Here is a 21,357-nt window from a genome sequence, read left to right on the forward strand (position 1 = left end):
GCCCGGGGTGAGGACGAGGGCGGGTGCGAGGGCGTCACAGGTCGTGCTCGATCCCGGGCACGCGTCCGGGCTCGGTGAGCACGATGACCCGGTCCCCGGGCCGCAGCTCGTCCTCCCCGCCGGGGAAGAACACCCCGCCGTCACGGACGATCGCCCCCACACCGGCCCCGGGAACCGCGTCGACCGGCCGATGCGCGTACCGGCTGCCGGCCCGTACGGCGATGTCGAGCACCTCGAAGCGGTCGTCCTCCAGCATCGCCACCTGACGGGTGCGCTCACCGAAGGTGAAGCGGGCCATCTTCTCGGCGGTCTCGTCACCGGGGTCGATCGCCACGTCGACGCCGGCCGCCACGAAGACCTCGGCGGCGGCGGGGTTGTCGAGAACCGTCAGGGTGAGCCCCACCCCCTGGATCTTCGCGAGCAGGGCCCCATGCAGATTGCGGGAGTCGTCGCGGCCGGCGAACACCGCCGCGCCCGCCGCGCCGATGCGCTCACGGCGCAGGAACTCCGGGTCGAGTCCCGACGCGTGGAACACCCGCGCCCGGTCGAGCACGTCCGCGGCCGCTCGCGCCCGTACCGCGTCCGGCTCGATCACCCGTACGGAGATCCCCCGGTCCGACAGCACCCGGGCGATGGCCGTCCCCATGCGCCCGGCGCCGAAGAGCGCGATGTCATCGACCGGTTCGGCCCCGCTGACCAGCCGGCTCCACGAGCGTGCCGCCGCCGGTGACGCCGTCACGATCAACCGGTCCCCGTCCCGCAGCACCTCCCGCGCGGTCGGTCCGGCCCACTCCCCGTCCCGTACGACGGCGACCACCCGGGACGCCTCGGGCAGGTCCGCGTCCCGCAGGGGCCGTCCGACGCACCAGGGCGACTTCGCCTCGTGGATGTCAACACCCAGCACCACCACCTCGCCCCCGGCGAAGAAGTCCACGTGCCGGGCACCGGGCACCTGCAGAACGCGTGCGACGGCGCTCGCGGTCTCGAACGCCTTCGAGACGAGAAGGTCCACATCGAGATCGCCCGCGTGCCAGGCCGCCAGATAGTCCATTCCGGTGGCCCGCACCACCGTCCGAGCCGACGACAGCCGGCGGGCGAGCATGGCGATCACCAGGTTGACCTCGTCCCGCGAGGTGCAGGCCAGGACGAGGTCCGCGTCGGCCGCACCGGCTTCCAGCAGGGTCTCGCGCTGTGTGCCACTGCCGCGCGTGACCCGTACGTCGTAGGCGTGCGACAAGGCCTGCAGGCGCGCCTCGTCGGTGTCGATCACCGTGCACTCGTGCGTCTCGGCGAGCGACTTGACCACGGTGTGTCCGACCTGGCCCGCACCCACCACGATGACCCGCATACCGGCATCGTGACACGCCCGGTGCCTTGCCGCCGCGACGTCGGGGGGCGGGGGACGCGCCGCGTCCGCCCGGCGCGGCCCAGGGAGGAGCCGACGGGAAACGTTCACCCGTACGGCCCGAAATCTGCTGTCGTCGCTATAGACATCCTCTGATCACAGGGCTACTGTGTCTGCTGTAGCCAAGAAGTCCGTAAGGCGCGGCAGACACGAACTGCCCGCACGCAGGATCCGCAGTACCAAGGCAGTACCAAGAAGGAACCGCAGGAGAACGAAGAGAGAAGGAGGCGGACGCCATCAGGATGGCCCGGGCGAGAACGGTCTGCCCGGGTACCGCAGGCCCCGGAACGGAAGGTGGTCCCACGGTCACGCATCTGCGATCCCCGCACTCTCCGCCCCTCGACGGGGGCTGGTGCGGAAAGAGAAGGCCGGCAGTGCAGTAAGCCGGCAGATGGTGTTACAAATCCCTCGGGGCCTTGGTGCCGGTACGGCACCAAGGCCCCTCGACGCATGACCCCGACAGAGGTGCAGATGACCGCAGACACACCGCTCGACCGCATCGACGACGACGACTACCCCGCCTACACCATGGGCCGAGCAGCGGAGATGCTCGGTACCACGCCCGCATTCCTGCGGGCACTCGGTGAGGCCCGGCTGATCACGCCCCTGCGTTCCGAGGGCGGCCACCGCCGCTACTCGCGCTATCAGTTGCGGATCGCCGCCCGGGCCCGCGAGATGGTCGACCAGGGGACCGCCATCGAGGCGGCCTGCCGCATCATCATTCTGGAAGATCAGCTGGAAGAGGCCCGGCGCATCAATGACGAACTGCGCCGCAGTGAACTCGGCTCCGGCCACAAGGCGGACGCCTGACCCGAACCTCGCAGTGAACGCCGGCCCTGCGCGGGCCGAGCCGACAGCGGACCAGGCCGGGCACCGCGCTCCGGCCCGGTGCGGCCGCGCCGACGGCATGGGCCACCCGTACGGTTTCCGGCCGGTAGGGGACCGCGCATGTCACCCCGGACGGGCCGGTGCATAGAATTCGGCCTCATGGTGAAGCCTGACGAGCTGATCGTCGAGATCGCTGCCCTGGTGGAGTCCGGGCAGAACAGCCGGATGTCCCTGACCGTGGTTACCGGTGGTGCTGTCATCACCGGTCGCCTCGCCCCCGAAGCCGTGTGGCGCCAGCGAGTGGCGGAGGTGCTGACAGGCTCGGCTCAGCTGAGCCGGTTCTCCGCCGTCTTCGACGCCCCCGTGAGACGGGAGGGGCCACCCACACATCTCCACTTCCACGTCGCCCGCATCCTGCAGGGCACGGTGGGGATCCCGGAGACCGGCGGGATGTACCGGGTGGCGATCGAAGACGTCAGCGCCTGGACCGTGGGTGATTTCAGCTACTCCGACCACTGACGGCCGCGCGCCCGGCCCGCCCGCCGCCGCGCGTCGTCCGCGACGTCGCCCAGGCGAACCTGGTCCGTGTAGGCGGGACTGTCCCGCACGGCGGTGAGCCGGACCCGCGTGACCACGTCGGTGCACCGGTCGTCCTCGTCACAGACGGCGAGGTGACCGGTGCCGGCGGCGGCCATGACGGACAACGCCACCTCGACGGTCATGCCGTGCCAGACCCGGGGCCAGGCCGCCGTCGTGTGGAGGGCGGAGGTGTCTGCCGGACGGGAATACGCCTGAATGAGGGACAAGAAGTGCCTCCCGCTGGGTGGATCGGTTTTCGAAAAGCCCGGACGGAATGCGAGACACGCACCGGCCGGGTGAAACAGATCGAAAGAAGAAGTAGAACGCGCAGAGCGAGTAGAACGCGCGGAGCGAGTAGAACGCGCGGAGCGAGCGGAGCGAAAAACGGCAGCAGCTGGGGCCCGCACCCCGAAGGATGCGGGCCCCAGCTACGTGGTGCGCGTCAGGTCAGGCGGGAACGATGTTCTCGGCCGTCGGGCCCTTCTGCCCCTGCGCGATGTCGAAGGACACCTTCTGGCCCTCGAGGAGCTCGCGGAAACCCTGGGCGGCGATGTTCGAGTAGTGGGCGAACACGTCAGCGCCGCCACCGTCCTGCTCGATGAAGCCGAAACCCTTTTCCGCGTTGAACCACTTCACGGTTCCAGTAGCCATGTCATATCTCCTTCGGGGCTGTGCGTCGGCATCCACCCTGTGCGGACACCGTGTCGCCGCGATGATCACCCCGCCGGAAAACCGGGAATGCACAAGCGCCTTTTCCGGTACGCATGCCGGAAAGAGCGCTTGAAGTTTCGGGAACCACAACTGCAACTGCGATCGACAGTAGCACGCTGAGACGCTCCGCGTATTTTGCGCAATTCTGCTCCGCTCGTCGCCGTAATGAATCTGTGGACACCTCGCGCACAACTCTGACCTCGCGGGTGCAGATAAAAGACCTCGGGCGCCGTACCACCCTGTCCGCCCGGCACGGAGCCCGCGGGGCGCGCACTCCCGCGCGGCATCGCCCCTGGTGGTGCGGCCCGCCCGGCACGGCACACCCCTGAAGGGGGAGATCCGGATACGCCTCCCGGACGATGTGCTGCTCCGCCCGGGTCGGGAAGTCTGCACGGCAGCACCGGCGATCACGAGGAAGGCAGCATGGAAGCCATCAAGGAGCCCGACTGGACCGTCGTGGGAATCATGGGATCCGCGAAAGGCGCGGCGGGGGCGGCCGACGGGGACGTCCTCGGCACCGACCACCTGCTGGCCGGTATCACCGCGTCCAAGGGGGCCGCACGCCAGGCGCTCGCGGACGCAGGCGCGACCAGGACCGCCGTGATGGCACTGCTGCGGGACGCCTGGGAACGGGGTGTCACGCGGGAGGGCGACGACGACGCCGACGAAACCGTCGCCTCCCGGGATCTCCTGGGTGAGGACGGCGACCGCCGCACCCGCTTCACGGGCGCCGCGGCCAGGGCGCTGACCTCGGCGATGGAGCAGGCGTGGGGCGAGGGCGCGAAGAAGTTCGGCGCGGTGCACCTGCTGCGGGCGCTGCTGGAGGAGAGCGCGGGGGAGGAGGACGCGGCGGAGGAAAGCACGGGGGAGGAGAAGACCGGGAAGCGGACGCGGGAGCCCAACCGCGCGGTGGTACTGCTGACCGCCTGCGGTGTCTCTCCCCGGACCGTCCTGTCGCTCCTCGACGGCGACACCCCGCCCCAGGAGGGCGACCTCGACCCCCTGCTGCACCCCACCCGGGACGTCCTCCTCGGCCGCAGCCACTACCGCCACAAAGTCCTCTGGAAGCGGTGGCTGCTCAAGCGCATAGGCGTCAACTGGGCCTCGCGCCCGGCCTGGTGGGTCAGCATGGAGACCCATGAGCAGGCACGCCGTCTCGGCCACGACACGGTGGGCACCGAGCACATCCTGCTGGCGGTCCTGGCCACGCACGAGGTCGCGCTCCGGTACCCGCACATGAAGGACGAGAGCGCCCCCACCCCCGACACCCGCTACACGGGCAGCGAGCGGCTGGCCCGTATGGGCCTCGACCACGCCACCGTCCACAGCGCGCTGACCACCGGCCGCGTCCCCCTGACAGCCGACGCACGCCCTGCCGAGCAGTACCTCGACGAGGCCGCCTCCCCGGGCAGGCCGCCCGCGGACGCCCCGGCCGACACCCCGACGACCGACCCGGGCACGGGCCCCCTCGTCGACCTCCTCCTGAAGGAGGAAACCCGCGCCCGCCAACTGATTGAGTCACTCGCCCCCACCCCGGACCACTGACGGCCCCCTTCGCCCGCCCGCCTGCCCGGGCGGGCGGGCGCGGATGTCTTGCGCTGTCCAGGCCGCCCGCATAAGTTACCGGCGAGTAGACCATTCGCCGAAGGAGACAGCCACCATGCCGTCGCTCGACCGTCATGAGAACGTTTTCGTCCTCGACCTGGGGGACGGCGAGAACCGCTTCCACCCCGACTGGATCACCGCGGTCGGGGCCGCCCTCGACGAGGTGGAGAAGGCGGAGGGCCCCCGCGCCCTGGTCACTGCCGCCACGGGCAAGTTCTACTCGAACGGGCTCGACCTGGAGTGGCTGTTGGCCAACGCCGACGCGTACCACGACTACGTCGTCTCCGTCCACGAACTCTTCGCGCGGCTGCTGTCCCTGCCGCTCGTCACGGTGGCCGCGCTGCAGGGCCACACGTTCGCCGCCGGGGCGATGTTCTCCCTCGCGCAGGACTTCCGCGTCATGCGCGCCGACCGCGGCTACTGGTGCCTGCCCGAGGCGGACATCAACATCCCCTTCACCCCCGGCATGGCCTCCCTCATCCAGTCCCGGCTCGCACCGCAGACCGCGCACGAGGCCATGACGACCGCCCGCCGCTACGGAGGCACCGACGCGGCCGACGCCGGCATCGTCGACCGGGCGGTCCCCGAGGAAGCCGTACGCTCCACCGCCATCGAGATCGCCCGGGCCCAGGTCGGCAAGGCCGGCGACACCCTCGGCACTATCAAGGCCCGCATGTACGCCCCGACCCTGACCACCCTGCGCGACACCACCGCCCCACTCGGCTGACCACCCCCACACCGACACCCCACGTCCCGTTCACCGACGCCGCCGTGCACCACCGCTGCGGAGATCGGGGCAGGGGCAGCCGCCGGAGGTCACGGGGCAGCCGAGCACGTCCGCCCCGCCCTCCCTCGTCGCTCCACTCGCGGCTGTCTCGGGCTCTCACGCCCCCCAGCTCCCGCCGTGGCCGACCGGGTCCGCAACCTCTGAGGTCAGAGTGGTGTGGAGGGCCCGATGACAAGTCCGCTGTCGACAGGGAACGTCACAGGGGACTGCTTCCGTCGAGGTCGTACCTCGCGAGGAAGGTTGTGACAGCGTCACGGAACGCTTCCTCCTCCTCGATGTGCGGCATGTGGCTCGATTCCGGGAACACGCGCATCTGCGCACCTGAGACGCACTCGACGAACGGCCCGACGCACTCGGCGGTGGCCTCGTCGTGTTCGCCGCGCAGAACGAGCGCGGGCACATCGACCGACGCCAGCCGGTCCACCGCCGACCAGTCACGGAGGGTGCCGGTCACGTCGAACTCACTGGGACCGATCATCGTGTGGTACACGGTGGGGTCCTCCTCCCATTGGGCGAAACTGGCAGCCACTTCGGTCGGATACGGCTTGATCCGCAGCAGGTGGCGATCGTAGAAGGCCTGCGCGGCCTTCGCGTACTCCGGTGAACCGGTGGTGCCGGCCGCTTCATGGCGGTCGAGGACCTCCTGCACCTCCCGGGGCAGCGCCCGGCGCAACCGCGCCACCCCGCTGCACCACAGCGGCATCGACGCCGGCGTGTCCGCCAGGACCATCGCGCGCAGCCCGGCGGGTCTCCGTACCGCATGCTCCGTGGCGAGCATGCCGCCCCAGGACTGTCCCAGCACGGTGTGGTCCCCGGTGATCCCGAGATGAGCGAGCAGCGCGTCGAGTTCGTCGAGGAACAGGCCGACGGTCCACAGACCGGGGTCGGCATCGGGCAGGTGGGTGGAGCGGCCGCAGCCCAGCTGGTCGTAGTGGACGACGGCGCGACCCGTCTCCCCCAGCCGGGCGATGTTCAGCAGGTAGTCGTGCGGAAAGCCCGGACCACCGTGCAGTACCACCAGCGGGGTGAGTCCCCGCGCCCGCGAGACATCGAGGTTCCCGGTGATCCGGTACCAGGTACGGCCGTACGGGCCCTCCATCCACCCCTGCGTGGTTGCGGACGGCAGTGGTCGCGTCGTCGGCACGATCGGCTCCCCGGGCGAAATTGCGGCGGAATCGGGTAGGTGGTGGTGCCGGTGTGGTGGCGGGGCACCCGACGTCCGGTTCACGCCGGGTGCGACGGCAGTTCGTGACGTCGACAGACGCGCGGTGAGTACGCCACAGGATCGGCGTGGAGAAAGTTTTGACGGGCCGTCCGGTCTTCTTGCCGCCTCTCGTGCAGATTCACCCATAGACAGCAGACGGGGAAGCTCGCGCGGGTCGACAGAAGCACGGGGTCCGGGCGGCCGGGCCGGCCCAGGGGGTGCAGGCCGGCACTGGTCGGGTCCGTGCTGGTCTGTGGGGCTGTCAGCCGCCGGCCGGGGAGGAGACCGGGGCAGGGCCGTGGGCGAACCGGCTGCCGCCTGACGGGTCATTGCGGTGCGGGCCCTGTTCGGCCGTAGGCCCGGCGCGTCTGCTGGCTCTCGCCCGACCCCACGGTTTTAGTGATCTCGTCGTTCTGCCTTCTTCCAGATGTTTCAGGACATGTTCGGCAGTGGGTGTCGGATACACGCCACATGGGTGGTGTGTTGAGATCGTCAGCAAGGTGTGCCGGCTTCGCGGCCGTGGTCGGCCTGGCCGGTTCCCTGGTCGTGGGTGCCTCCGTCGCCTCGGCCTCGGCCGCGCCCGCGGCCGAGGAGAGCGGCCGGGCGGGACCCCCACGCATGGCCGGTCGGACCCGGCCGCACTCCGGAAGACGGGACCACTCGGACGACCGGGGGACGGACCCAACCACCCGGCGCCACGTGTGTGCGAGGGACTGGTGCCGTACCCCATCCCGGTGTCCTACCGCTCGTTCTACTTCTGCGGTGACTGGAGGCTCGGCCCCAAGCGGCTGCCGGACCGCGGGCTGCTGGGGGACATCGTCAAGGGCTACGACCGGCTCGGGGGCCTCACGGCCGTGCAGTTTCTCAGCACTTGGTGGGACCGCACCGCGGACGCGGGGCAGGGCAACTGGAAATACCCGGCCCGCGACGGCTTCGCGCTCGACGGCAACCAGCAACCGATCGCGGCGCCGCTGGAGCTTCACGCGGGACAGTCGCTCGACAGGTTCGGCAACGAGAACGGCCGGTACCTTTCTCCCGCGGGCACGAAGTACGGGGGACGGGCCATCCCGCCGTCCAGCCTCAACACCGAGGATCCGCGCTACCCGTACAACTACCACCTGTACAGGGTGGCGAAGGATGTCACCGTGTGCGCGGGACCGGCCGCTCCGGCGTTCGAGCAGCCGGGTAGGGACATTCAGTACGTCACGTCCTCCAGTGTCTGTCCGAGCCTCCCCTTCGCCAACGTGGGCACACTCGTCTCCAACGGCACCCTCGTGCGGGTGAAGGTCCCGTACACGGAAACCAAGCCGATGAAGCAGAAGCCGCCGGCCGGGGTGCGGGCCGCCGAGTCCCGGTGACGGTGCGGAGGAGCAGGGCCCGGCGCGAGGTTCTCACCTGGCGCCCGACCCGGCTCCCGCTCTGGTGAAAGACTGGCTTCATGGACCGCCTGCAGCTCTGCCAGGCCCTTCGAGCGGCCGGGGTCCCGGAGGCGTATTACGAGATCCCCGGCTGCACCCATGGGCCCCGGCCGGTCAGAGATCGCTACTTCCTCGAAGAGCGCGACGGCGAGTGGGTCGTGGGGATCCACGAGCGCGGCACCCGCGAGGTGCTGGAGCGGTTCCCCGCCGAGGACCGGGCGTGCCGGTGGCTCCACGAACGCCTGACCGCCGAGGGACCGCCGCCCGTCACGGCCACGCCCGCGGACATCGAAGCGCTGCTGCACGACCGCGACGGCATCCAGCGGCGCGCCCGTGAGGAGTTCGAGCGTGCCCTCGCCGAGGCCCGCCGCCGGGCCGAGGAGAGTCACGCCGCCGTCGACGGCCCTACGGAGCCGCCGCCCACGCCATGAGCCGGTGACCCCAGGGTGTCTGCGGACCGGCGGCGCCATGACCGTCGGAGGGGCCGGTCCCGGGCGCCGACCGCCGGCGTCGGACACCGGCAGCGCGGCTCCCCCGGGCATGTGCTCTCCCGTGGACGATCACGGAACCCCCAGCCGCCTGTGCGGGGAGCGCCCCGAGCTCGTTCGCCGGTCGCGCCGATCTCTGGATACGCTCGCGAGATGATGGACAACCTTCCCCCCTGCCCGAAATGCTCCTGTGAGTACACCTACGAGATGAATTCCCTTGTCGTGTGCCCGGAGTGCGCACACGAATGGGCCCCCGAGAGTGGAGAGGAGAGTGAGGGTGCCGCCACTGCGGAGCGCGTCGTGAAGGACGCCGTCGGAAACGTGCTGCAGGACGGCGACACCGTGGTCGTCGTCAAGACGCTCAAGGTCAAGGGGAGCCCGACGGGCATCAAGGCCGGCACCAAGGTGCGCAACATCCGGCTGATCGACGGCGTCGACGGGCATGACATCGACTGCAAGGTCGAGGGATTCGGGGCGATGCAGCTCAAGTCCGGCGTCGTGAAGAAGGGCTGATCGGCGGTGGCCGACGGAGGGCATCGAGCGCCGCTGCCTCCCCGTCCTCCGACAGGTCCACCCGGCCGTCGGGAAAGCTCGCGGTGTGCGATGCGGGACGCGTGTTCGCGCCCGTGCCGTGCCCGCGGGCATGACCTGCCTGTCCCACGGTGTGAGCACTTCGGCTGCGACTGTCCGCATGCCGCTCGCCGGGACCGGGATCCGGCCCGTCGCGGCGCGAGCGCAGGCGCAGCGCAATGCCTGACAGAGAGGCGCCCGCTGTCTGCTTTTCCCGTTCGGTCAGGCTTGCTCGTCGTTTCGCTCGACGGCTGACCCGGTTGCCGGAAGTTCCGTGGGGGCGGGTGGTTCACTTTTCGAATCTCGCATCGTTTCTCTACGCTTGCCGGGTTTTTCCGGTGATGCGGGAGGAATCTTCTGCCGTTCCCTCGGAGGGAATTGGACGGCAGTTGAGTGACCATTCTTATGATAGAGTTTCATTGAATTCGCAGGACGCCGCGAAAAAAGGGGAATGGCGTGAAAACCGAGAAGGTCACGGCTCGACGTCTTACGGCCGAAGAGGTTTCGGAGCTGAGTCTCCGGGACGAAATCTTCGTTTCGGCAGAGATGGAAGGCCTTCCCCTCGACTGCTATGCTCCGGCTTCCCTCACGAAGCCGGGCAAGAACTTTGAGGGAGGGTCCTTCACTGCGAGGACGATATTCGGTCAGGAGATCAGTGTTCTCCCGGACGACGCCGAGGAGCCTGGGATCTGGGTTGCCGATAAGGCAGGGGAAGAGATCGAGGTTCTTCAGAATGCAGGCGTCCTCTTGAATCTCGCCCTCTTCGTACCCAACGGGAACAAGGAATCCCTGGAGGCGCTCTACTCCGCCGCCCGGGAAGCCTTCGGCGCGGGGATCGTCCAGCGCTGGAATGAGGAAGTCGTCACGGTGCCCGACGTCAAGGTCGACCTGTTCGAGGAGCCGGCCCGGGGGCGGAAGAACGCGAACAGCCAGAACCGTGACCGCCGCGCCTTGGACATCTACCCGACCCGAGTGCGCTTCATGGAGCCCAGCGATGGCTGGAGGTTCATTGTCGAACCGCACAAGGAGATCGTCGACGAGACGCCGACGATCTGACCTGATGTCAGGTTAGCCTCGGTCCTTTGCGGGAGCCCGCCAGCTTGCTGGCGGGCTCTACGTGTTCACGGTGCGGGGCAGGCTGCCGCAGCGGATCCTCGACGGACCGTTCTCGCGCCGAATTGGTCCCGCATGTGATCGGGTCGGCCATGTCCGAGCCTGCTGTATCACCGGCTCTCCGAGGGAACGAGTACGGCGATCGTCCCTCCGCCGCACTCGTGCAGGCTGATCAGTTACTCGCGCGTCGATGAATGACGGACTGGGTCATGGCCTGGGCATGGCCCAAATAAACGGAAGGGTCGCTCAGCTGCCGGATCCGGTCTTCGCCGAGGCTCACGACGACGTCCGGGGTCCTGAGCAGCTCATCGACCAGGTCGGTGCCGCTTTCCGCGGCTCGGGCACAGGCCTCGTAGACGATGTGGTGGGCCCGTTGGCGGCCGAGGTCGGGCACGAGGGCCATCATGACCGCCTCGGCGAGGATTTGCCCTCCACTGAGGCCAAGGTTTTCACGCATGCGGGCAGTGTCGACGTCCAGGTGTGCCACCGTGTGGGTCGCCTGGGCGAGGGAGGAGGACAGCAGCAGGAACGCTTCTGGGATGACGGCCCATTCGATGTGCCAGGGACCGGTGGCGCGTTCGAAGTCCTGCATCGCCGCATCCAGCATGGCTGAGGACTTGTCCCGCAGAAGTTTCGCGGCAGCGACCATGAGTTCACTGGAGATGGGGTTGCGCTTCTGCGGCATGGTGGAGCTCGCGCCGCGCCCCGTGACGTATGGCTCGGCCAGTTCCCCGAACTCGGTCGAACACATCAGGGCGACGTCCATGCCGATCTTCCCGACGGATGCGCCGATGGCAGCGAGGAGCCAGACGATTTCCGTCAGACCGTCCCGCGCCACGTGCCAGGTGATGTCGGGGTCCCGCAAGCCGAGTTCCACGGCGAGTTCAGCACGTATGCGCAGAGCTTCGGGTCCTGGTCCGAGAGAGGCCAGGGTGCCGACGGCTCCTCCGAATTGGACCATCAGGTCGCGTCGTCGCACGTCGGCGAGACGCTCGGCGTGTCGGTCCAGTGCCGAGAGCCATACGGCGACGCGGTATCCGAAAGTGACGGGCAGAGCGTGCTGGAGGTGAGTGCGGCCGGCGGTGACGGTGTTGATGTGTGTGGAGGCCAGTTGCCGCAGCTCGTCCCGGAGACGGTCGAGGCCGGCGGCGATCATTCCCAGGCCCTGGGCGCACTGCAGGACTGTCGCGGTGTCCATGATGTCCTGGGTGGTCGCACCCCAGTGCAGGTACCCGCCGGAATCCCCGCACTGCGCGGCGAGTTGGGTGACGATCGGGAGGATGGGATACCCGACATGGGCAGTGTCATGACGCAGCTGCTCATGGTCGAGCTGCGCGGGGTCGCAGAGCGTGGCGATGGCGTCCGCGGCTGCCTGCGGGATGACGCCGGCGCGGGCCTGTGCCTGCGCCAGTGCCACTTCCACCCGCACGACCGTCTCCACGTACGTCTCATCGCTGAAGACGGCACGCATCTCGGGGGTTCCGAACATGTCCCGGAACAACAGGGAGTCGAAGACGGTGCTGCCGCTCATCGGACGTTCTCCACCGCCTGCTGGGTGCCGGGCGGGGTCCGTACCGAGGGAGGTGCCATGTCGATGGCGATGTACTTCTGTTCCAGATACTCGTCGATACCGGTGTTGCCGCCTTCACGGCCGACCCCGGACTGCTTCATGCCGCCGAACGGGGCGCTGGGGTCGGACACGTAGCCTCGGTTGAGACCCACCATGCCGGTTTCGAGCCGCTCGCTCACTCGTCCACGGCGCTGAGCAGGGCGGCCGGGCCGTGGCAGACCGCGCCGATGGGCTTGCCGGCCCTGTCCGCCTCCGATGAGAAGGCGGCCGAGGTCGGCGTCTTCGAAGAGATCCACGACCGGACCATGACCGCCGGGCAGGACGATCGCGACGTAGTCGTCGACCTCGTCGAGCCTGAGCAGCGGACCGAAGTCACGCAGCGCCTTCTCGGCGTGCGCCACATGGCGTGCGCAGTCCTCACCGGCGATCTCGGGGTCGGCGCTGTGCCGGTCGAGCGGCTGCAGCACACCTCCCGGGGAGGCGAAGTCGACCGTGTAACCGGCCTCGACGAACTTCTCGTGCGGAGCGGCCACTTCCTCGGCCCAGTACCCGGTCGGGTAGCGCGAACCGTCGGTACGCACCCAGACGTCGGCGGCCGACATGACGATCAGGACCTTGCTCATGAGCGATACCTCCAAGCTGCGCGCGTCGTCAGGCGGTGGCAGGAAAGTCGGTGGCGGGCGCGGACTGCACGGTCGCGTCCAGGTTCGCCTGCAACGCCCGCACCTTGGAGGTGGCATAGGCGTGGGAGTCCGAGCCGAGGACCTGACGCAGCGGACCCTCGCCGGCCACGACCCGGTCGATGATCGCCGCGGCACCCCTGACCGGGTCGCCGGGCTGGCTGCCCTGCAGCTTCAGGTGGTTGTCGACCATCTCCCGGATGCTCGGGTAGTGCCCCGTGGTGGCGGCCGGCAGTACGAGGGAGTCCTGGGTGAGGAAGTCGGTACGGAAGTAGCCCGGCTCGACGACGGTCACCTCGACCCCGAAGTCCGCCACCTCGGCGGCCAGGGCCTCACTCAGGCCCTCCAACGCGTACTTGCCCGCGCAGTACAGCGCCCAGCCCGGGACCGAGACCAGCCCCAGAACCGACGACACGTTCACCACATGCCCGCTGCGCTGCTCACGCAGGATGGGCAGCGTGGCACGAAGCACGTTCCACACTCCCGCGACCTGCACATCCAGCATGTTCCGCACATCACGGTCGGTGGTCTCCTCCACCGCGGCCAGGAAGCCGTAGCCCGCGTTGTTCACCACGACATCCAGACCACCGAAATGCTCGGTGGTCCTCACCACTGCCCGCTGCACCTGCGCCTCATCACGCAGATCCACCGTCAGCGGCAGAAGACGCGAGGTGTCGACCCCCTCACCGAGCGCCGCGAGCAGTCGTTCGGACGAACGCGTCGTCGCCGCGACACTGTCGCCACGCTCCAGCAGTTGCCGGACCAGGTGCAGCCCCAGGCCACGAGAGGTACCGGTCACGAACCAGATGGCGGATCGGTCAGTGGGAAAAGTCATGATCGATTTCCTTTGCACGGTCAGCGGAATGGAATGCGTGGCCGGCAGAAAACGCCTGCCGGGCACGTATCCAGACTGGCCCGTGATTCGGGCACGCGGAGCCGAATACCGTGCCCTGCAAAACCGTGTATGGAGGAAACCAGTACGGGTAGGGCCAGCTTTGAGCGTTGAGCATCATTGACACCGGCCTGTGTGACGCTCAACGAGAATTCGCTGACCTTCTGAGAAGAGCCCGTGCTCAGGTCGTCCCCTCGCGGGGCGGACGCTCGTTGAAGGCGCCCAGAAGATCCGGCCGCTGCTGCAACCCGATGCCGACCGGGCGCAGACGGAGTGAGCCTGGCGTTCAGCGGTGGAAGCGCGTCGTCTCCAGCATGGGCTCACGGCCGACGTTGACGGCGTTGATCGGGGCGTCGGGGTCGGCGTAACCGAACGAGATACCCAGCAGCAGCTTCCCGCCGGTGACGCCGAGCGTGTCGCGGATGGTTTTGCTGTAGAAGCTCAGCACCCCCTGGGGGCAGCTCGCCACGCCGTGGGCCGCCAGGGCAAGCAGCAGTGTCTGCGCGTACATGCCGACATCCGCGGTCAGCCTCGGGTTCGCCGACTCCGGCGCGTACAGCAGCGCGACGTGCGGTGCGTCGTAGAAGCTGAGGCTCTTGAGGTCGTAGTCGGTGCGCAGGTCCTCGTCACCGCGGCCGATGCCGAGAGCGTTGTAGACCGCGGTGCCGAAAGCGGCTCGGCGGCGCTGGTGCACCGGTGAGTAGATGCTCTCGTCGTAGGGGATGTCCAGCGTCCGCCGACCGGCTTGGTGGGCGGCCACCAGTGCGTCGGCGAGCTTGTCCCGCGCGGTACCACTGACCACCTCGACCTGCCAGGGCTGCGCGTTGGCGTTCGACGGAGCAGAACCGGCCAGGCCGAAGACGGTCTCGATCGTCTCCGGCGGGACGGGGTCCGGCAGGAACGCCCTCGTGGCGCGCCGATCCCGGATCAGCTGCCCCACGGCCTCGGCGATCTCGATCGTCATCGGTGCCACTCCTTAAGTACACGATTGCGTTTACTTGAATGACTGTAGCGGACCCGGCTCGCCACGTAAACGCTGGCGTATACTTGAAGGCATGAGCGCAGAACCGGTGCGCCGGGCCGGGCGAGGTGGCCGTGAACGGGTACTGACCGCCGCGATCAGCCTGTTCGCCCGGCGCGGTATCGCAGCGACCACGATGGAGGACATCGCCGCCGAGGCCCCCGTCTCCAAACGGACCCTCTACGCGCACTTCCCCACGAAGGAGGATCTGGTCCTCGCACAGCTCGAGCACGTCCTCGGATCGGGCCACACCCTGTTCGAGACCCTGACGCGCACCGATGTCCCGCCCAGGGACAGGATTCTCGCGATGTTCACCCTGCAGCGGTGGCCGGACGGTGTCGTCCATGGCTGCCCGTTCATCCACGCCGCAACCGAGCACCCGGACCCCGCCGACCGGGTGCACGCCTTCGCCCGCGAGCAGAAGATGCTCATGCTCACCCTGGTGACCGGTCTCGTGGCCGAGCTCGGCATCGACGACCCGGAGTCGCTCGCCGAGCAACTCGTCACCCTCGCCGACGGCGCCGTCAGCCGCGCCATGGTCCTGAACGACCCCGACTACGGCCGGCACGCCCGCGCAGCCGCCGAGACCCTTCTCGACCACGCGCCACGCCGCCCCGGCGACGCGTAGGCACGGCTGTCGTTCCCGCGGTGTCAGGTGACCACGGGAATGAGCATCTGCCACGGCGGCCGCGCGACCCGACAGATATGACGGATATGACGGCCATGACGGACGGGGAGTGGGCCGTGGTCCGGCTCAGGTCGGGTTCGTGGTGGGAGCTTGGGGGGCGGTCCAACTGCTCAGCAGTCGCAGCGCTTCGGCGGTGGAAGTCTCAGGTCGGGGGTTGTAGACGCAGAGGGTCTGGTCGGTGTCGCCGGGTGCCTGGAGGCATTCGTAGGCGAAGTGGAGGTCGCCCACTACGGGGTGGTGGTAGTGCTTGGTGCCGTGGGTGCGTCGCAGGACGCGGTGGTCGTTCCACCAGGTGGTGAATTCGGGGCAGCGCAGGGTGAGTTCGCCGACGAAGTCGGCGAGCCTCCGGTCGTGTGGGTGGCGACCGGCTTCGAGGCGGAGCATGGCGACGGTTTCGCCGGCGATCTGTTCCCAGTCGCGGACGCGGTCCCTTGCCTCGGGCTCCAGGAGATAGAAGCGGGCGAGGTTGCGCTGTGTGGCAGGGAGGGCGTCGAAGTCGGTGAGGACTTCGCAGGCCAGGCGGTTGGCAGCGAGGATGTCGGTGCGTCGGCCGATGATGAAGGCGGGGACGTGCCCCAGGGTCTGGAGCAGGAGGTGCAGGCCTGGGCGAACGCGTTGTGGACCGGCCGGGGTGCGGCGGGTGGGTGTGGGGCGTGCGAGCAGGTCGGTGAAGTGTTCGCGCTCGGCGGCGTCGAATCGCAGGGCGCGTGCGAGCGCTTCGACCACTTCGGGGGATGGGGTTCCGGCGCGGCCCTGCTCGAGGCGGGTGTAGTACTCGGTGCTCATTCCGGCCAGGCGAGCGACCTCATCGCGGCGCAGCCCGGGCACCCGGCGGATGCGGCCGTCATTCCCGAGCCCTGCCTGGTCGGGTGAGATCCGAGCACGGCGCGAACGCAGGAAGTCGGCCATCTCGCTGCTACGGTCCATGCGTCCAGTGTGAAGCAACGGCGCAGGCTGCGACGGGCGCCGGGTGGTACTGCGAGTACCTGCCTCCCCGGACCACGCCGGCACCACGCGGCTGCGGCACCGCAAACTTGCCGACCGCACCCGCGAGCGGAACGAGTCGGTGATGCGGCTGCACATCCTGGGAGCTGGCGGCCCTGCGGCTGGAAGGGCTGACCGTCATCGTGCGCCGTGCTCAGGCCGAGTTCCAGGACAGCCGGCTCTTCGACAAGGCGCCGAAATCCGCGGCCGGGGTGCGCTCCGTCTCCTTCCCGGCCGAACGGCTCGACACGGTCACACACCACCTGGAGCACTTCGCCGCCCCCGGCCGCGACGGGCCGGGCAGAAGAGCTGGCAGCCGGTATGGATGACGAGCTGGTCGCCCAGCTGGTAGCGCGGGCCCAGGCCGACGGGCTGCGGCCCCGGTACTCGGGGCCGCACCCAGCCGTTTCGGGCCGCGGAGTGAAGGCGGCTGCGCGGGCAGCCCGTTGCCGTCAGACGCGTTCGGTCGTCGGGAGCTTCGCGGCGAGGACGTCCACCGGCCGGATGTCGGGCGCCTCCGCGAGCAGACGGGCACCCTCCCCGAGGAGCGCCTGTGCGATCTCGCCGTCGAGGTGGGCGCGCCGGGCCTCGTCGGTGCCGAAGGCGTCGAAGATGCCGAACGTGGTGGGACCCAGGCGGAAAGCGAACCAGGTCAGGGTGCCGTCCTCCGCCTCCGCGAGGGACAGCGCGCCGGTGAGCAGGTCGTGGACGTCCTGGGCGTGCTCGGGCTTGGCTTCGATGCGGGCCAGCAGGCCGAGGGAGAGACGCATGGGAATGGTGCTCCTTGGTGTGTCGGGGATGTGAGTCCAACCTAGGCAGTCCGGGACGCGCTCCCCAGAGGCGGATCCGACAGATCCGCTACCGTTTCCGTCATGAACGTGGAAGTGCTGGTCCTGGACGGCGTGTTCGACTCGGGACTCACGTCCGTGCTGGACGTGCTGCAGTCGGCCAACGAACTGCGCGGTGAACTGCCGCAGCCCCCGCCGCCCTGGGAGATCAGCCTTGTCGGCGTCCGCGACACGCCCGTACGCACGGGCTCGGGCTTCGTCGTCGAGACGACACCGGCCGATCTGTCCGGTGCTCGCGGCCGGCCCGACGTACTGGTGGTGCCAGGCAGCACCCACAAGCAGCCGGAACCCCTGCTGGCATGGGCGACGGCCGACGAACAGTAGCCCGCGCGCGACCTGTTGCACCGCTGCCGCGCGGACGGCGTGCCCATGGCCGCCGCTTGCACGGCGACCTTCCTGCTCGCCGAGAGCGGCGTCCTCAACGGCCTCCAGGCCACGACGAGTTGGTGGCTGGCACCGCACTTCCGCCGCCGCTATCCGCAGGTGCACTTGGACGAGACCCGCATGCTCGCCCACGCGGACGGAATCACCACGGCAGGAGCCGCCTTCGCGCACCTCGACCTCGCACTCGATCTCATCGGACGCCGCAGCCCCGCGCTGGCCGAACTCACCGCGCGCTATCTGGTGATCGACCCCCGCCCCACCCAGTCCACGTACGCCATCCCCAGCCATCTGTCCCGCGCGGACCCGCTCGTCGACGCCTTCGAACGCCGTCTGCGCGCCCAACTCGACCAGCCCCTGAGCATCGCCGACACCGCACGCGCCCTGGGCAGCAGCGAGCGGACACTGCAACGCGCCTGCGACCGGACGCTCGGCATCTCGCCCGTGCAGTTCGCGCAGGAGATCCGCCTGGAGCAGGCCATGCACCTGCTGCGCACCACCGACCTGTCCACCGAGGCCGTGGCGCGCCGCGTCGGCTACAGCAACGCCACCACGCTGACCACCCTGCTGCGCCGCCACCACACCAGCCCGGGCCAACTCCGCCGCCCCCGGCCAACGGCCCGGCCGGGGGAGTAGGACGCGGCCCCACCGGGCTCTCCCCGCCCTCGCGCCGGACAAGTTGCCTCACCGACGCGGCGGTTCCCGAACAGCGGCCCCGGGCCCGCACCACGACGTACCCCGGGGGCGGTCCTGCGCGGGAGCGCAGACCCGTGTGCCGCTGGTGCCCGGCACGGGCGCGGCGCCGATCCCCGGTCGGCGGTGCGGTCACAAGACGGCGTGAGCGCAGCAGCGGGTACAGCCCGGCCCTTCCGCCTGCTGTGCTCTGTCCGTGGCGGGCAGAAGGGCCGGACGTCGTGTGGTTGTCACCGAGCGCAGCCCCTGGGCTGGGCTGGGTCACAGCAGGTGCCGGTCAGTCGCGATCGGGGTGCTCAGCTCGGACAACCCCGCTCCCTCCCCGCGATCCGATGGTGCTCCCCGTATGGCGACGGATCGTAGGCGGACGCTCACCGACGAGACGGGGAACTGTCTTCCAGCCGAGACGACGCCCCGCCTCCCTAGCGGCATGCCGGACGTCCTTGAGTTCGCCCAGCTTCGCGAGATCGTCGCCGCTCAGGATCAGCTGCCCGTAGCAGCCCTGGTACTCGGGCTTGAGCGCGGCCCGCATCAGCGACTCAAGCCGCTCGACCAGCTTTTCGTACCGGCGCCGGGCCGGCTCATCCTTGACGGGCATCCTGCACAGCTCCCCACCACCGGCGCGCACGGCATGTGTGCCATATGTGTGCTGCAAGCGCAGGAGCCCTCCCGTCCGCTGGACGGAAGGGCTCCTGACCTGGTGTTTCTCTGTTCCCCCGGCAGGATTCGATGCATCCACGTGGCATGAGTGGCGTGGCAAACCCGCGCGCGCTCGCTGGCACGATGATCTCGTGGCGGACCTGGAGCGCATCAAGGCGGAGACCGTGGCGTACTTCCGAGCACTCGATGAGAACGCTCCCCTGCGGCACCACTTCCGGGGCGCTGATGAGGAGGGCGGCTTGTGGTACTTCGAGGCAGTACCCGACCGCGGCGAGTTGATCGCCGTCAAGCAAGCCGAGCTGGCGTCGGCCGGCCAACTCCACCGGTACAGCTGGGAGCACCTGGAGGACGAGCACGGCTTCCTTACAGACCAAGCGATCGACCTCGAAGAGGCCCCGCTGGAGGTCATCCCGGCCGAGGAGTTCCAGCGGGTGTGGACTGGGTGAGCGGGCTGGACAACCACTTTGAGAGCGGGATCGGATCTCTGGCGGGTGGTGCGTGGTTGTGCCGCGTGGTGCTCTGTGCCTGATCAGCGCCGTGCGGCATCAGCGGTCCATCCGGCTCAGGACGGCTTCTGTTGCGTAGTCCGCTCACCCGCGGCTCACGCATCCGGCGACCGTGGGGCGTCCAATGGCGGCCTCTGCTGGGGCGCGCGGAAGTCTGATCTTCTCCTGTGCGTGCACCGGGGGAGTAGCATCTCCCTGAGCCTCTGTAACTAACATTTATGTTACTAACTCGAATGTAAGCTACTGCGGGATTAATGGTACTGGGGAGGTGGCGGCATGGCAGATTTCGTGGGCAGGCGGCACGAGCTCGAGACGCTGGATCGGGAGCTGGGCAAGGTGACGGCCGGGGTCGGTGGGGAGCGGCCCGGGCGGTGCGTGATGCTTCGAGGGCGCCGCCGGGTGGGCAAGTCACGGTTGGTGGAGCGGTTCGCCGAGAGGTCCGGTGCGCCGTTCCTCTTCCATGCCGCCACAGGGGCGTCGCCGGGGGCGGACCTGGAACGGTTCAGCCAGGATGCGCAGTCGTCCAGCCTTCCGCTGGCGAACCTGCTGTCCGCGGCCCGCCCGGCGAGTTGGGATGCGGCGTTCGACGTACTGGCGGCGGCACTTCCGCACGACCGGGCGAGCGTGGTGGTCATGGACGAGGTGCCCTATGTGATGGATGCGGAGGGTGCCTTCGAGGGCATGCTTCAGCGGGCCTGGGACCGAGTGCTGGAGAGGAAGCCGGTTCTGCTGGTTCTCATCGGCTCCGACTTGTCCATGATGGAGTCGCTGAACAGCTATGGACGCCCGTTCCATCAGCGTGGACGGGAGATGGTGCTGGGTCCGCTCAACCCGGCGGAGGTGGGCGAGATGCTCGGCCTCGATCCTGCCTCGGCCTTCGATGCGGCCTTGATCACCGGTGGACTGCCTCTGATCTGTGCGGAGTGGCCGCACGGCGCCGGGATGTGGGAGTTCCTGCAGGCGGCGCTCAGCGATCCGGTCTCGGCCTTGCTGGTGTCGGCGGAGCGCTCGCTTGCTGCGGAGTTCCCCCAGCAGGTCCAGGCCCGCACCGTCCTCTCGGCGATCGGCAGTGGTGAGCGGACGTTCTCCAATATTGCCCGCGCCGCCGGCGGGATCGGGGCGACCCCGCTCCAGCGGTCGCTGGGGATCCTCGCGGACAAGCGGGTGATCGCGGCGGAGCTTCCCGTGTCCACGCGGCCCTCGAAGGATCGTCGCTACCGGGTCGCGGATCCCTACCTCCGCTTCTGGCTGAAGCTCCTGGGCCCGGCGATGGAAGAGATCGAGCGCGGCCGGGGCGACCTGACACTGCGGCGCATCCGCGAAAGCTGGACCAGCTGGCGTGGCAGGGCCGTTGAACCTCTGGTGCGCGAGGCGCTCGCACGGCTGCTGCCCGATGCAAACCTCCCGGCTGCCCCCGCCATCGGCGGTTACTGGACCCGTACCAACGATGTGGAGATCGACATCGTGGGAGCGGACCGCGCGCCGATCGCCAAGGAGCTGTTGTTCGTCGGCTCGGTGAAGTGGCTGGAGAACTCCCCGTTCGACCGGCACGATCTCGCGGCGCTGCACCGGCACCGCGCCGCGCTCACACCCGCTCCCGTGCCGGTGATCGCTGTCTCGCGCAGTGGAACCGACTGCGCGGGCCTCGACGCTGCGTACGGCCCGACGGAACTCCTCGCGGCGTGGTCCTCCTGAGGGTGCCGGAATACGTGTTGGGGCCAGGTGT

At 69.2% G+C, this 21,357-nt stretch carries 25 protein-coding genes and 1 pseudogene; 14 read left to right on the forward strand and 12 right to left on the reverse strand.

The window, feature by feature from the left end; all coding sequences use genetic code 11:
* Window positions 1-34: 34 nt before the first annotated feature.
* Window positions 35-1,348 (reverse strand): Trk system potassium transporter TrkA, encoded by a 1,314-nt coding sequence (gene trkA / locus ACIF9R_RS09065; protein ID WP_399976378.1) that lies wholly within the window; start codon window positions 1,346-1,348, stop codon window positions 35-37.
* Window positions 1,349-1,876: 528 nt separating this feature from the next.
* On the opposite strand from trkA, the gene ACIF9R_RS09070 reads away from it, so the two are divergent.
* Entirely contained in the window at window positions 1,877-2,215 is a 339-nt protein-coding gene (locus ACIF9R_RS09070; RefSeq protein WP_399976658.1) for a MerR family transcriptional regulator, read from the forward strand.
* Between the two features lie 177 nt (window positions 2,216-2,392).
* Window positions 2,393-2,752, forward strand: coding sequence for a hypothetical protein (locus ACIF9R_RS09075; protein WP_399976381.1), 360 nt, complete (start codon window positions 2,393-2,395; stop codon window positions 2,750-2,752).
* Here ACIF9R_RS09075 and ACIF9R_RS09080 read toward each other — a convergent pair.
* Window positions 2,737-3,039: a CBS domain-containing protein gene (locus ACIF9R_RS09080; RefSeq protein WP_399976384.1), complete on the reverse strand. Its 303-nt coding sequence runs from the start codon at window positions 3,037-3,039 to the stop codon at window positions 2,737-2,739. The two genes, ACIF9R_RS09075 and ACIF9R_RS09080, sit on opposite strands and share 16 nt — an antisense overlap.
* Window positions 3,040-3,259: 220 nt before the next feature.
* Window positions 3,260-3,463 carry a cold-shock protein gene (locus tag ACIF9R_RS09085; RefSeq protein ID WP_004986771.1) on the reverse strand — a complete coding sequence of 68 codons (204 nt, stop codon included), beginning with the start codon at window positions 3,461-3,463 and terminating at the stop codon, window positions 3,260-3,262.
* A 483-nt stretch (window positions 3,464-3,946) separates the two neighbouring features.
* On the opposite strand from ACIF9R_RS09085, the gene ACIF9R_RS09090 reads away from it, so the two are divergent.
* On the forward strand, window positions 3,947-5,068 hold the full coding sequence (locus ACIF9R_RS09090; RefSeq protein WP_399976387.1) for a Clp protease N-terminal domain-containing protein: 1,122 nt from the start codon (window positions 3,947-3,949) through the stop codon (window positions 5,066-5,068).
* Window positions 5,069-5,183: 115 nt separating this feature from the next.
* Complete coding sequence (locus tag ACIF9R_RS09095; protein ID WP_399976389.1) at window positions 5,184-5,855, forward strand: enoyl-CoA hydratase-related protein; 672 nt, start codon at window positions 5,184-5,186, stop codon at window positions 5,853-5,855.
* A gap of 256 nt (window positions 5,856-6,111) precedes the next feature.
* Here ACIF9R_RS09095 and ACIF9R_RS09100 read toward each other — a convergent pair whose 3' ends face one another.
* Window positions 6,112-7,014: a proline iminopeptidase-family hydrolase gene (locus ACIF9R_RS09100; protein WP_399976661.1), complete on the reverse strand. Its 903-nt coding sequence runs from the start codon at window positions 7,012-7,014 to the stop codon at window positions 6,112-6,114.
* Window positions 7,015-7,835: 821 nt separating this feature from the next.
* On the opposite strand from ACIF9R_RS09100, the gene ACIF9R_RS09105 reads away from it, so the two are divergent.
* The 4 genes from ACIF9R_RS09105 to ACIF9R_RS09120 all read left to right on the forward strand — a co-directional run bounded on the left by ACIF9R_RS09105 (window position 7,836) and on the right by ACIF9R_RS09120 (window position 10,651).
* The gene (locus ACIF9R_RS09105; protein WP_399976392.1) at window positions 7,836-8,477 is read left to right on the forward strand and encodes a TNT domain-containing protein; all 642 of its coding nucleotides are present in this window, start codon (window positions 7,836-7,838) and stop codon (window positions 8,475-8,477) included.
* An 80-nt stretch (window positions 8,478-8,557) separates the two neighbouring features.
* Window positions 8,558-8,968: a hypothetical protein gene (locus ACIF9R_RS09110; protein ID WP_399976394.1), complete on the forward strand. Its 411-nt coding sequence runs from the start codon at window positions 8,558-8,560 to the stop codon at window positions 8,966-8,968.
* Between the two features lie 210 nt (window positions 8,969-9,178).
* Window positions 9,179-9,538: a zinc ribbon domain-containing protein YjdM gene (locus ACIF9R_RS09115; RefSeq protein WP_399976397.1), complete on the forward strand. Its 360-nt coding sequence runs from the start codon at window positions 9,179-9,181 to the stop codon at window positions 9,536-9,538.
* A gap of 513 nt (window positions 9,539-10,051) precedes the next feature.
* Window positions 10,052-10,651: a hypothetical protein gene (locus tag ACIF9R_RS09120; protein WP_399976399.1), complete on the forward strand. Its 600-nt coding sequence runs from the start codon at window positions 10,052-10,054 to the stop codon at window positions 10,649-10,651.
* A gap of 229 nt (window positions 10,652-10,880) precedes the next feature.
* On the opposite strand, the gene ACIF9R_RS09125 is transcribed toward ACIF9R_RS09120, so the two are convergent.
* The 5 genes and pseudogenes from ACIF9R_RS09125 to ACIF9R_RS09145 all read right to left on the reverse strand — a co-directional run bounded on the left by ACIF9R_RS09125 (window position 10,881) and on the right by ACIF9R_RS09145 (window position 14,814).
* Window positions 10,881-12,239: an adenylosuccinate lyase family protein gene (locus ACIF9R_RS09125; protein WP_399976402.1), complete on the reverse strand. Its 1,359-nt coding sequence runs from the start codon at window positions 12,237-12,239 to the stop codon at window positions 10,881-10,883.
* Window positions 12,236-12,433, reverse strand: coding sequence for an aldehyde dehydrogenase family protein (locus tag ACIF9R_RS09130; RefSeq protein ID WP_399976664.1), 198 nt, complete (start codon window positions 12,431-12,433; stop codon window positions 12,236-12,238). Before ACIF9R_RS09130 ends, ACIF9R_RS09125 begins: the two co-directional genes overlap by 4 nt.
* Window positions 12,434-12,456: 23 nt before the next feature.
* Window positions 12,457-12,901 (reverse strand): annotated as a pseudogene (locus ACIF9R_RS09135) (DJ-1/PfpI family protein); the annotation flags it as partial.
* A gap of 28 nt (window positions 12,902-12,929) precedes the next feature.
* Window positions 12,930-13,793 carry an SDR family oxidoreductase gene (locus tag ACIF9R_RS09140; protein ID WP_399976405.1) on the reverse strand — a complete coding sequence of 288 codons (864 nt, stop codon included), beginning with the start codon at window positions 13,791-13,793 and terminating at the stop codon, window positions 12,930-12,932.
* Between the two features lie 343 nt (window positions 13,794-14,136).
* A complete protein-coding gene (locus tag ACIF9R_RS09145) occupies window positions 14,137-14,814 on the reverse strand; it encodes a nitroreductase family protein (RefSeq protein WP_399976407.1) in 678 nt (225 codons plus the stop codon).
* 91 nt (window positions 14,815-14,905) lie between these two features.
* Between ACIF9R_RS09145 and ACIF9R_RS09150 the strand changes: the two genes are divergently transcribed.
* Entirely contained in the window at window positions 14,906-15,499 is a 594-nt protein-coding gene (locus ACIF9R_RS09150) for a TetR/AcrR family transcriptional regulator (RefSeq protein WP_399976410.1), read from the forward strand.
* 126 nt (window positions 15,500-15,625) lie between these two features.
* Here ACIF9R_RS09150 and ACIF9R_RS09155 read toward each other — a convergent pair whose 3' ends face one another.
* Window positions 15,626-16,486 (reverse strand): helix-turn-helix transcriptional regulator, encoded by an 861-nt coding sequence (locus ACIF9R_RS09155; RefSeq protein ID WP_399976413.1) that lies wholly within the window; start codon window positions 16,484-16,486, stop codon window positions 15,626-15,628.
* Window positions 16,487-16,686: 200 nt separating this feature from the next.
* Here ACIF9R_RS09155 and ACIF9R_RS09160 point away from each other — a divergent pair, with 200 nt between their 5' ends.
* Window positions 16,687-16,872: a hypothetical protein gene (locus ACIF9R_RS09160; RefSeq protein WP_399976416.1), complete on the forward strand. Its 186-nt coding sequence runs from the start codon at window positions 16,687-16,689 to the stop codon at window positions 16,870-16,872.
* Window positions 16,873-16,995: 123 nt separating this feature from the next.
* On the opposite strand, the gene ACIF9R_RS09165 is transcribed toward ACIF9R_RS09160, so the two are convergent.
* Window positions 16,996-17,313 (reverse strand): putative quinol monooxygenase, encoded by a 318-nt coding sequence (locus ACIF9R_RS09165; protein ID WP_399976419.1) that lies wholly within the window; start codon window positions 17,311-17,313, stop codon window positions 16,996-16,998.
* Between the two features lie 102 nt (window positions 17,314-17,415).
* On the opposite strand from ACIF9R_RS09165, the gene ACIF9R_RS09170 reads away from it, so the two are divergent.
* Both ACIF9R_RS09170 and ACIF9R_RS09175 read left to right on the forward strand, forming a co-directional pair.
* On the forward strand, window positions 17,416-17,715 hold the full coding sequence (locus ACIF9R_RS09170) for a hypothetical protein (protein ID WP_399976421.1): 300 nt from the start codon (window positions 17,416-17,418) through the stop codon (window positions 17,713-17,715).
* A 45-nt stretch (window positions 17,716-17,760) separates the two neighbouring features.
* Window positions 17,761-18,408, forward strand: a complete 648-nt coding sequence (locus ACIF9R_RS09175) for a GlxA family transcriptional regulator (protein ID WP_399976424.1) — start codon at window positions 17,761-17,763, stop codon at window positions 18,406-18,408.
* 334 nt (window positions 18,409-18,742) lie between these two features.
* Here ACIF9R_RS09175 and ACIF9R_RS09180 read toward each other — a convergent pair whose 3' ends face one another.
* Entirely contained in the window at window positions 18,743-19,063 is a 321-nt protein-coding gene (locus ACIF9R_RS09180) for a hypothetical protein (RefSeq protein WP_399976428.1), read from the reverse strand.
* Between the two features lie 193 nt (window positions 19,064-19,256).
* Here ACIF9R_RS09180 and ACIF9R_RS09185 point away from each other — a divergent pair, with 193 nt between their 5' ends.
* Both ACIF9R_RS09185 and ACIF9R_RS09190 read left to right on the forward strand, forming a co-directional pair.
* Window positions 19,257-19,571 carry a hypothetical protein gene (locus ACIF9R_RS09185; protein ID WP_399976430.1) on the forward strand — a complete coding sequence of 105 codons (315 nt, stop codon included), beginning with the start codon at window positions 19,257-19,259 and terminating at the stop codon, window positions 19,569-19,571.
* Between the two features lie 336 nt (window positions 19,572-19,907).
* The gene (locus ACIF9R_RS09190; RefSeq protein ID WP_399976433.1) at window positions 19,908-21,326 is read left to right on the forward strand and encodes an ATP-binding protein; all 1,419 of its coding nucleotides are present in this window, start codon (window positions 19,908-19,910) and stop codon (window positions 21,324-21,326) included.
* Window positions 21,327-21,357: the final 31 nt, after the last annotated feature.

This window comes from Streptomyces sp. NPDC086080 (genome assembly GCF_044540255.1).
GTDB lineage: Bacteria > Actinomycetota > Actinomycetes > Streptomycetales > Streptomycetaceae > Streptomyces.

Coding starts and splice junctions, on each gene's coding strand:
- trkA (WP_399976378.1), bottom strand. CDS start 1,348: ATGCGGGTCATCGTGGTGGGTGCGGGCCAGGTCGGACACACCGTGGTC.
- ACIF9R_RS09070 (WP_399976658.1), top strand. CDS start 1,877: ATGACCGCAGACACACCGCTCGACCGCATCGACGACGACGACTACCCC.
- ACIF9R_RS09075 (WP_399976381.1), top strand. CDS start 2,393: ATGGTGAAGCCTGACGAGCTGATCGTCGAGATCGCTGCCCTGGTGGAG.
- ACIF9R_RS09085 (WP_004986771.1), bottom strand. CDS start 3,463: ATGGCTACTGGAACCGTGAAGTGGTTCAACGCGGAAAAGGGTTTCGGC.
- ACIF9R_RS09090 (WP_399976387.1), top strand. CDS start 3,947: ATGGAAGCCATCAAGGAGCCCGACTGGACCGTCGTGGGAATCATGGGA.
- ACIF9R_RS09095 (WP_399976389.1), top strand. CDS start 5,184: ATGCCGTCGCTCGACCGTCATGAGAACGTTTTCGTCCTCGACCTGGGG.
- ACIF9R_RS09100 (WP_399976661.1), bottom strand. CDS start 7,014: ATGGAGGGCCCGTACGGCCGTACCTGGTACCGGATCACCGGGAACCTC.
- ACIF9R_RS09110 (WP_399976394.1), top strand. CDS start 8,558: ATGGACCGCCTGCAGCTCTGCCAGGCCCTTCGAGCGGCCGGGGTCCCG.
- ACIF9R_RS09115 (WP_399976397.1), top strand. CDS start 9,179: ATGATGGACAACCTTCCCCCCTGCCCGAAATGCTCCTGTGAGTACACC.
- ACIF9R_RS09125 (WP_399976402.1), bottom strand. CDS start 12,239: ATGAGCGGCAGCACCGTCTTCGACTCCCTGTTGTTCCGGGACATGTTC.
- ACIF9R_RS09130 (WP_399976664.1), bottom strand. CDS start 12,433: ATGGTGGGTCTCAACCGAGGCTACGTGTCCGACCCCAGCGCCCCGTTC.
- ACIF9R_RS09140 (WP_399976405.1), bottom strand. CDS start 13,793: ATGACTTTTCCCACTGACCGATCCGCCATCTGGTTCGTGACCGGTACC.
- ACIF9R_RS09145 (WP_399976407.1), bottom strand. CDS start 14,814: ATGACGATCGAGATCGCCGAGGCCGTGGGGCAGCTGATCCGGGATCGG.
- ACIF9R_RS09150 (WP_399976410.1), top strand. CDS start 14,906: ATGAGCGCAGAACCGGTGCGCCGGGCCGGGCGAGGTGGCCGTGAACGG.
- ACIF9R_RS09155 (WP_399976413.1), bottom strand. CDS start 16,486: ATGGACCGTAGCAGCGAGATGGCCGACTTCCTGCGTTCGCGCCGTGCT.
- ACIF9R_RS09165 (WP_399976419.1), bottom strand. CDS start 17,313: ATGCGTCTCTCCCTCGGCCTGCTGGCCCGCATCGAAGCCAAGCCCGAG.
- ACIF9R_RS09170 (WP_399976421.1), top strand. CDS start 17,416: ATGAACGTGGAAGTGCTGGTCCTGGACGGCGTGTTCGACTCGGGACTC.
- ACIF9R_RS09175 (WP_399976424.1), top strand. CDS start 17,761: ATGGCCGCCGCTTGCACGGCGACCTTCCTGCTCGCCGAGAGCGGCGTC.
- ACIF9R_RS09180 (WP_399976428.1), bottom strand. CDS start 19,063: ATGCCCGTCAAGGATGAGCCGGCCCGGCGCCGGTACGAAAAGCTGGTC.
- ACIF9R_RS09190 (WP_399976433.1), top strand. CDS start 19,908: ATGGCAGATTTCGTGGGCAGGCGGCACGAGCTCGAGACGCTGGATCGG.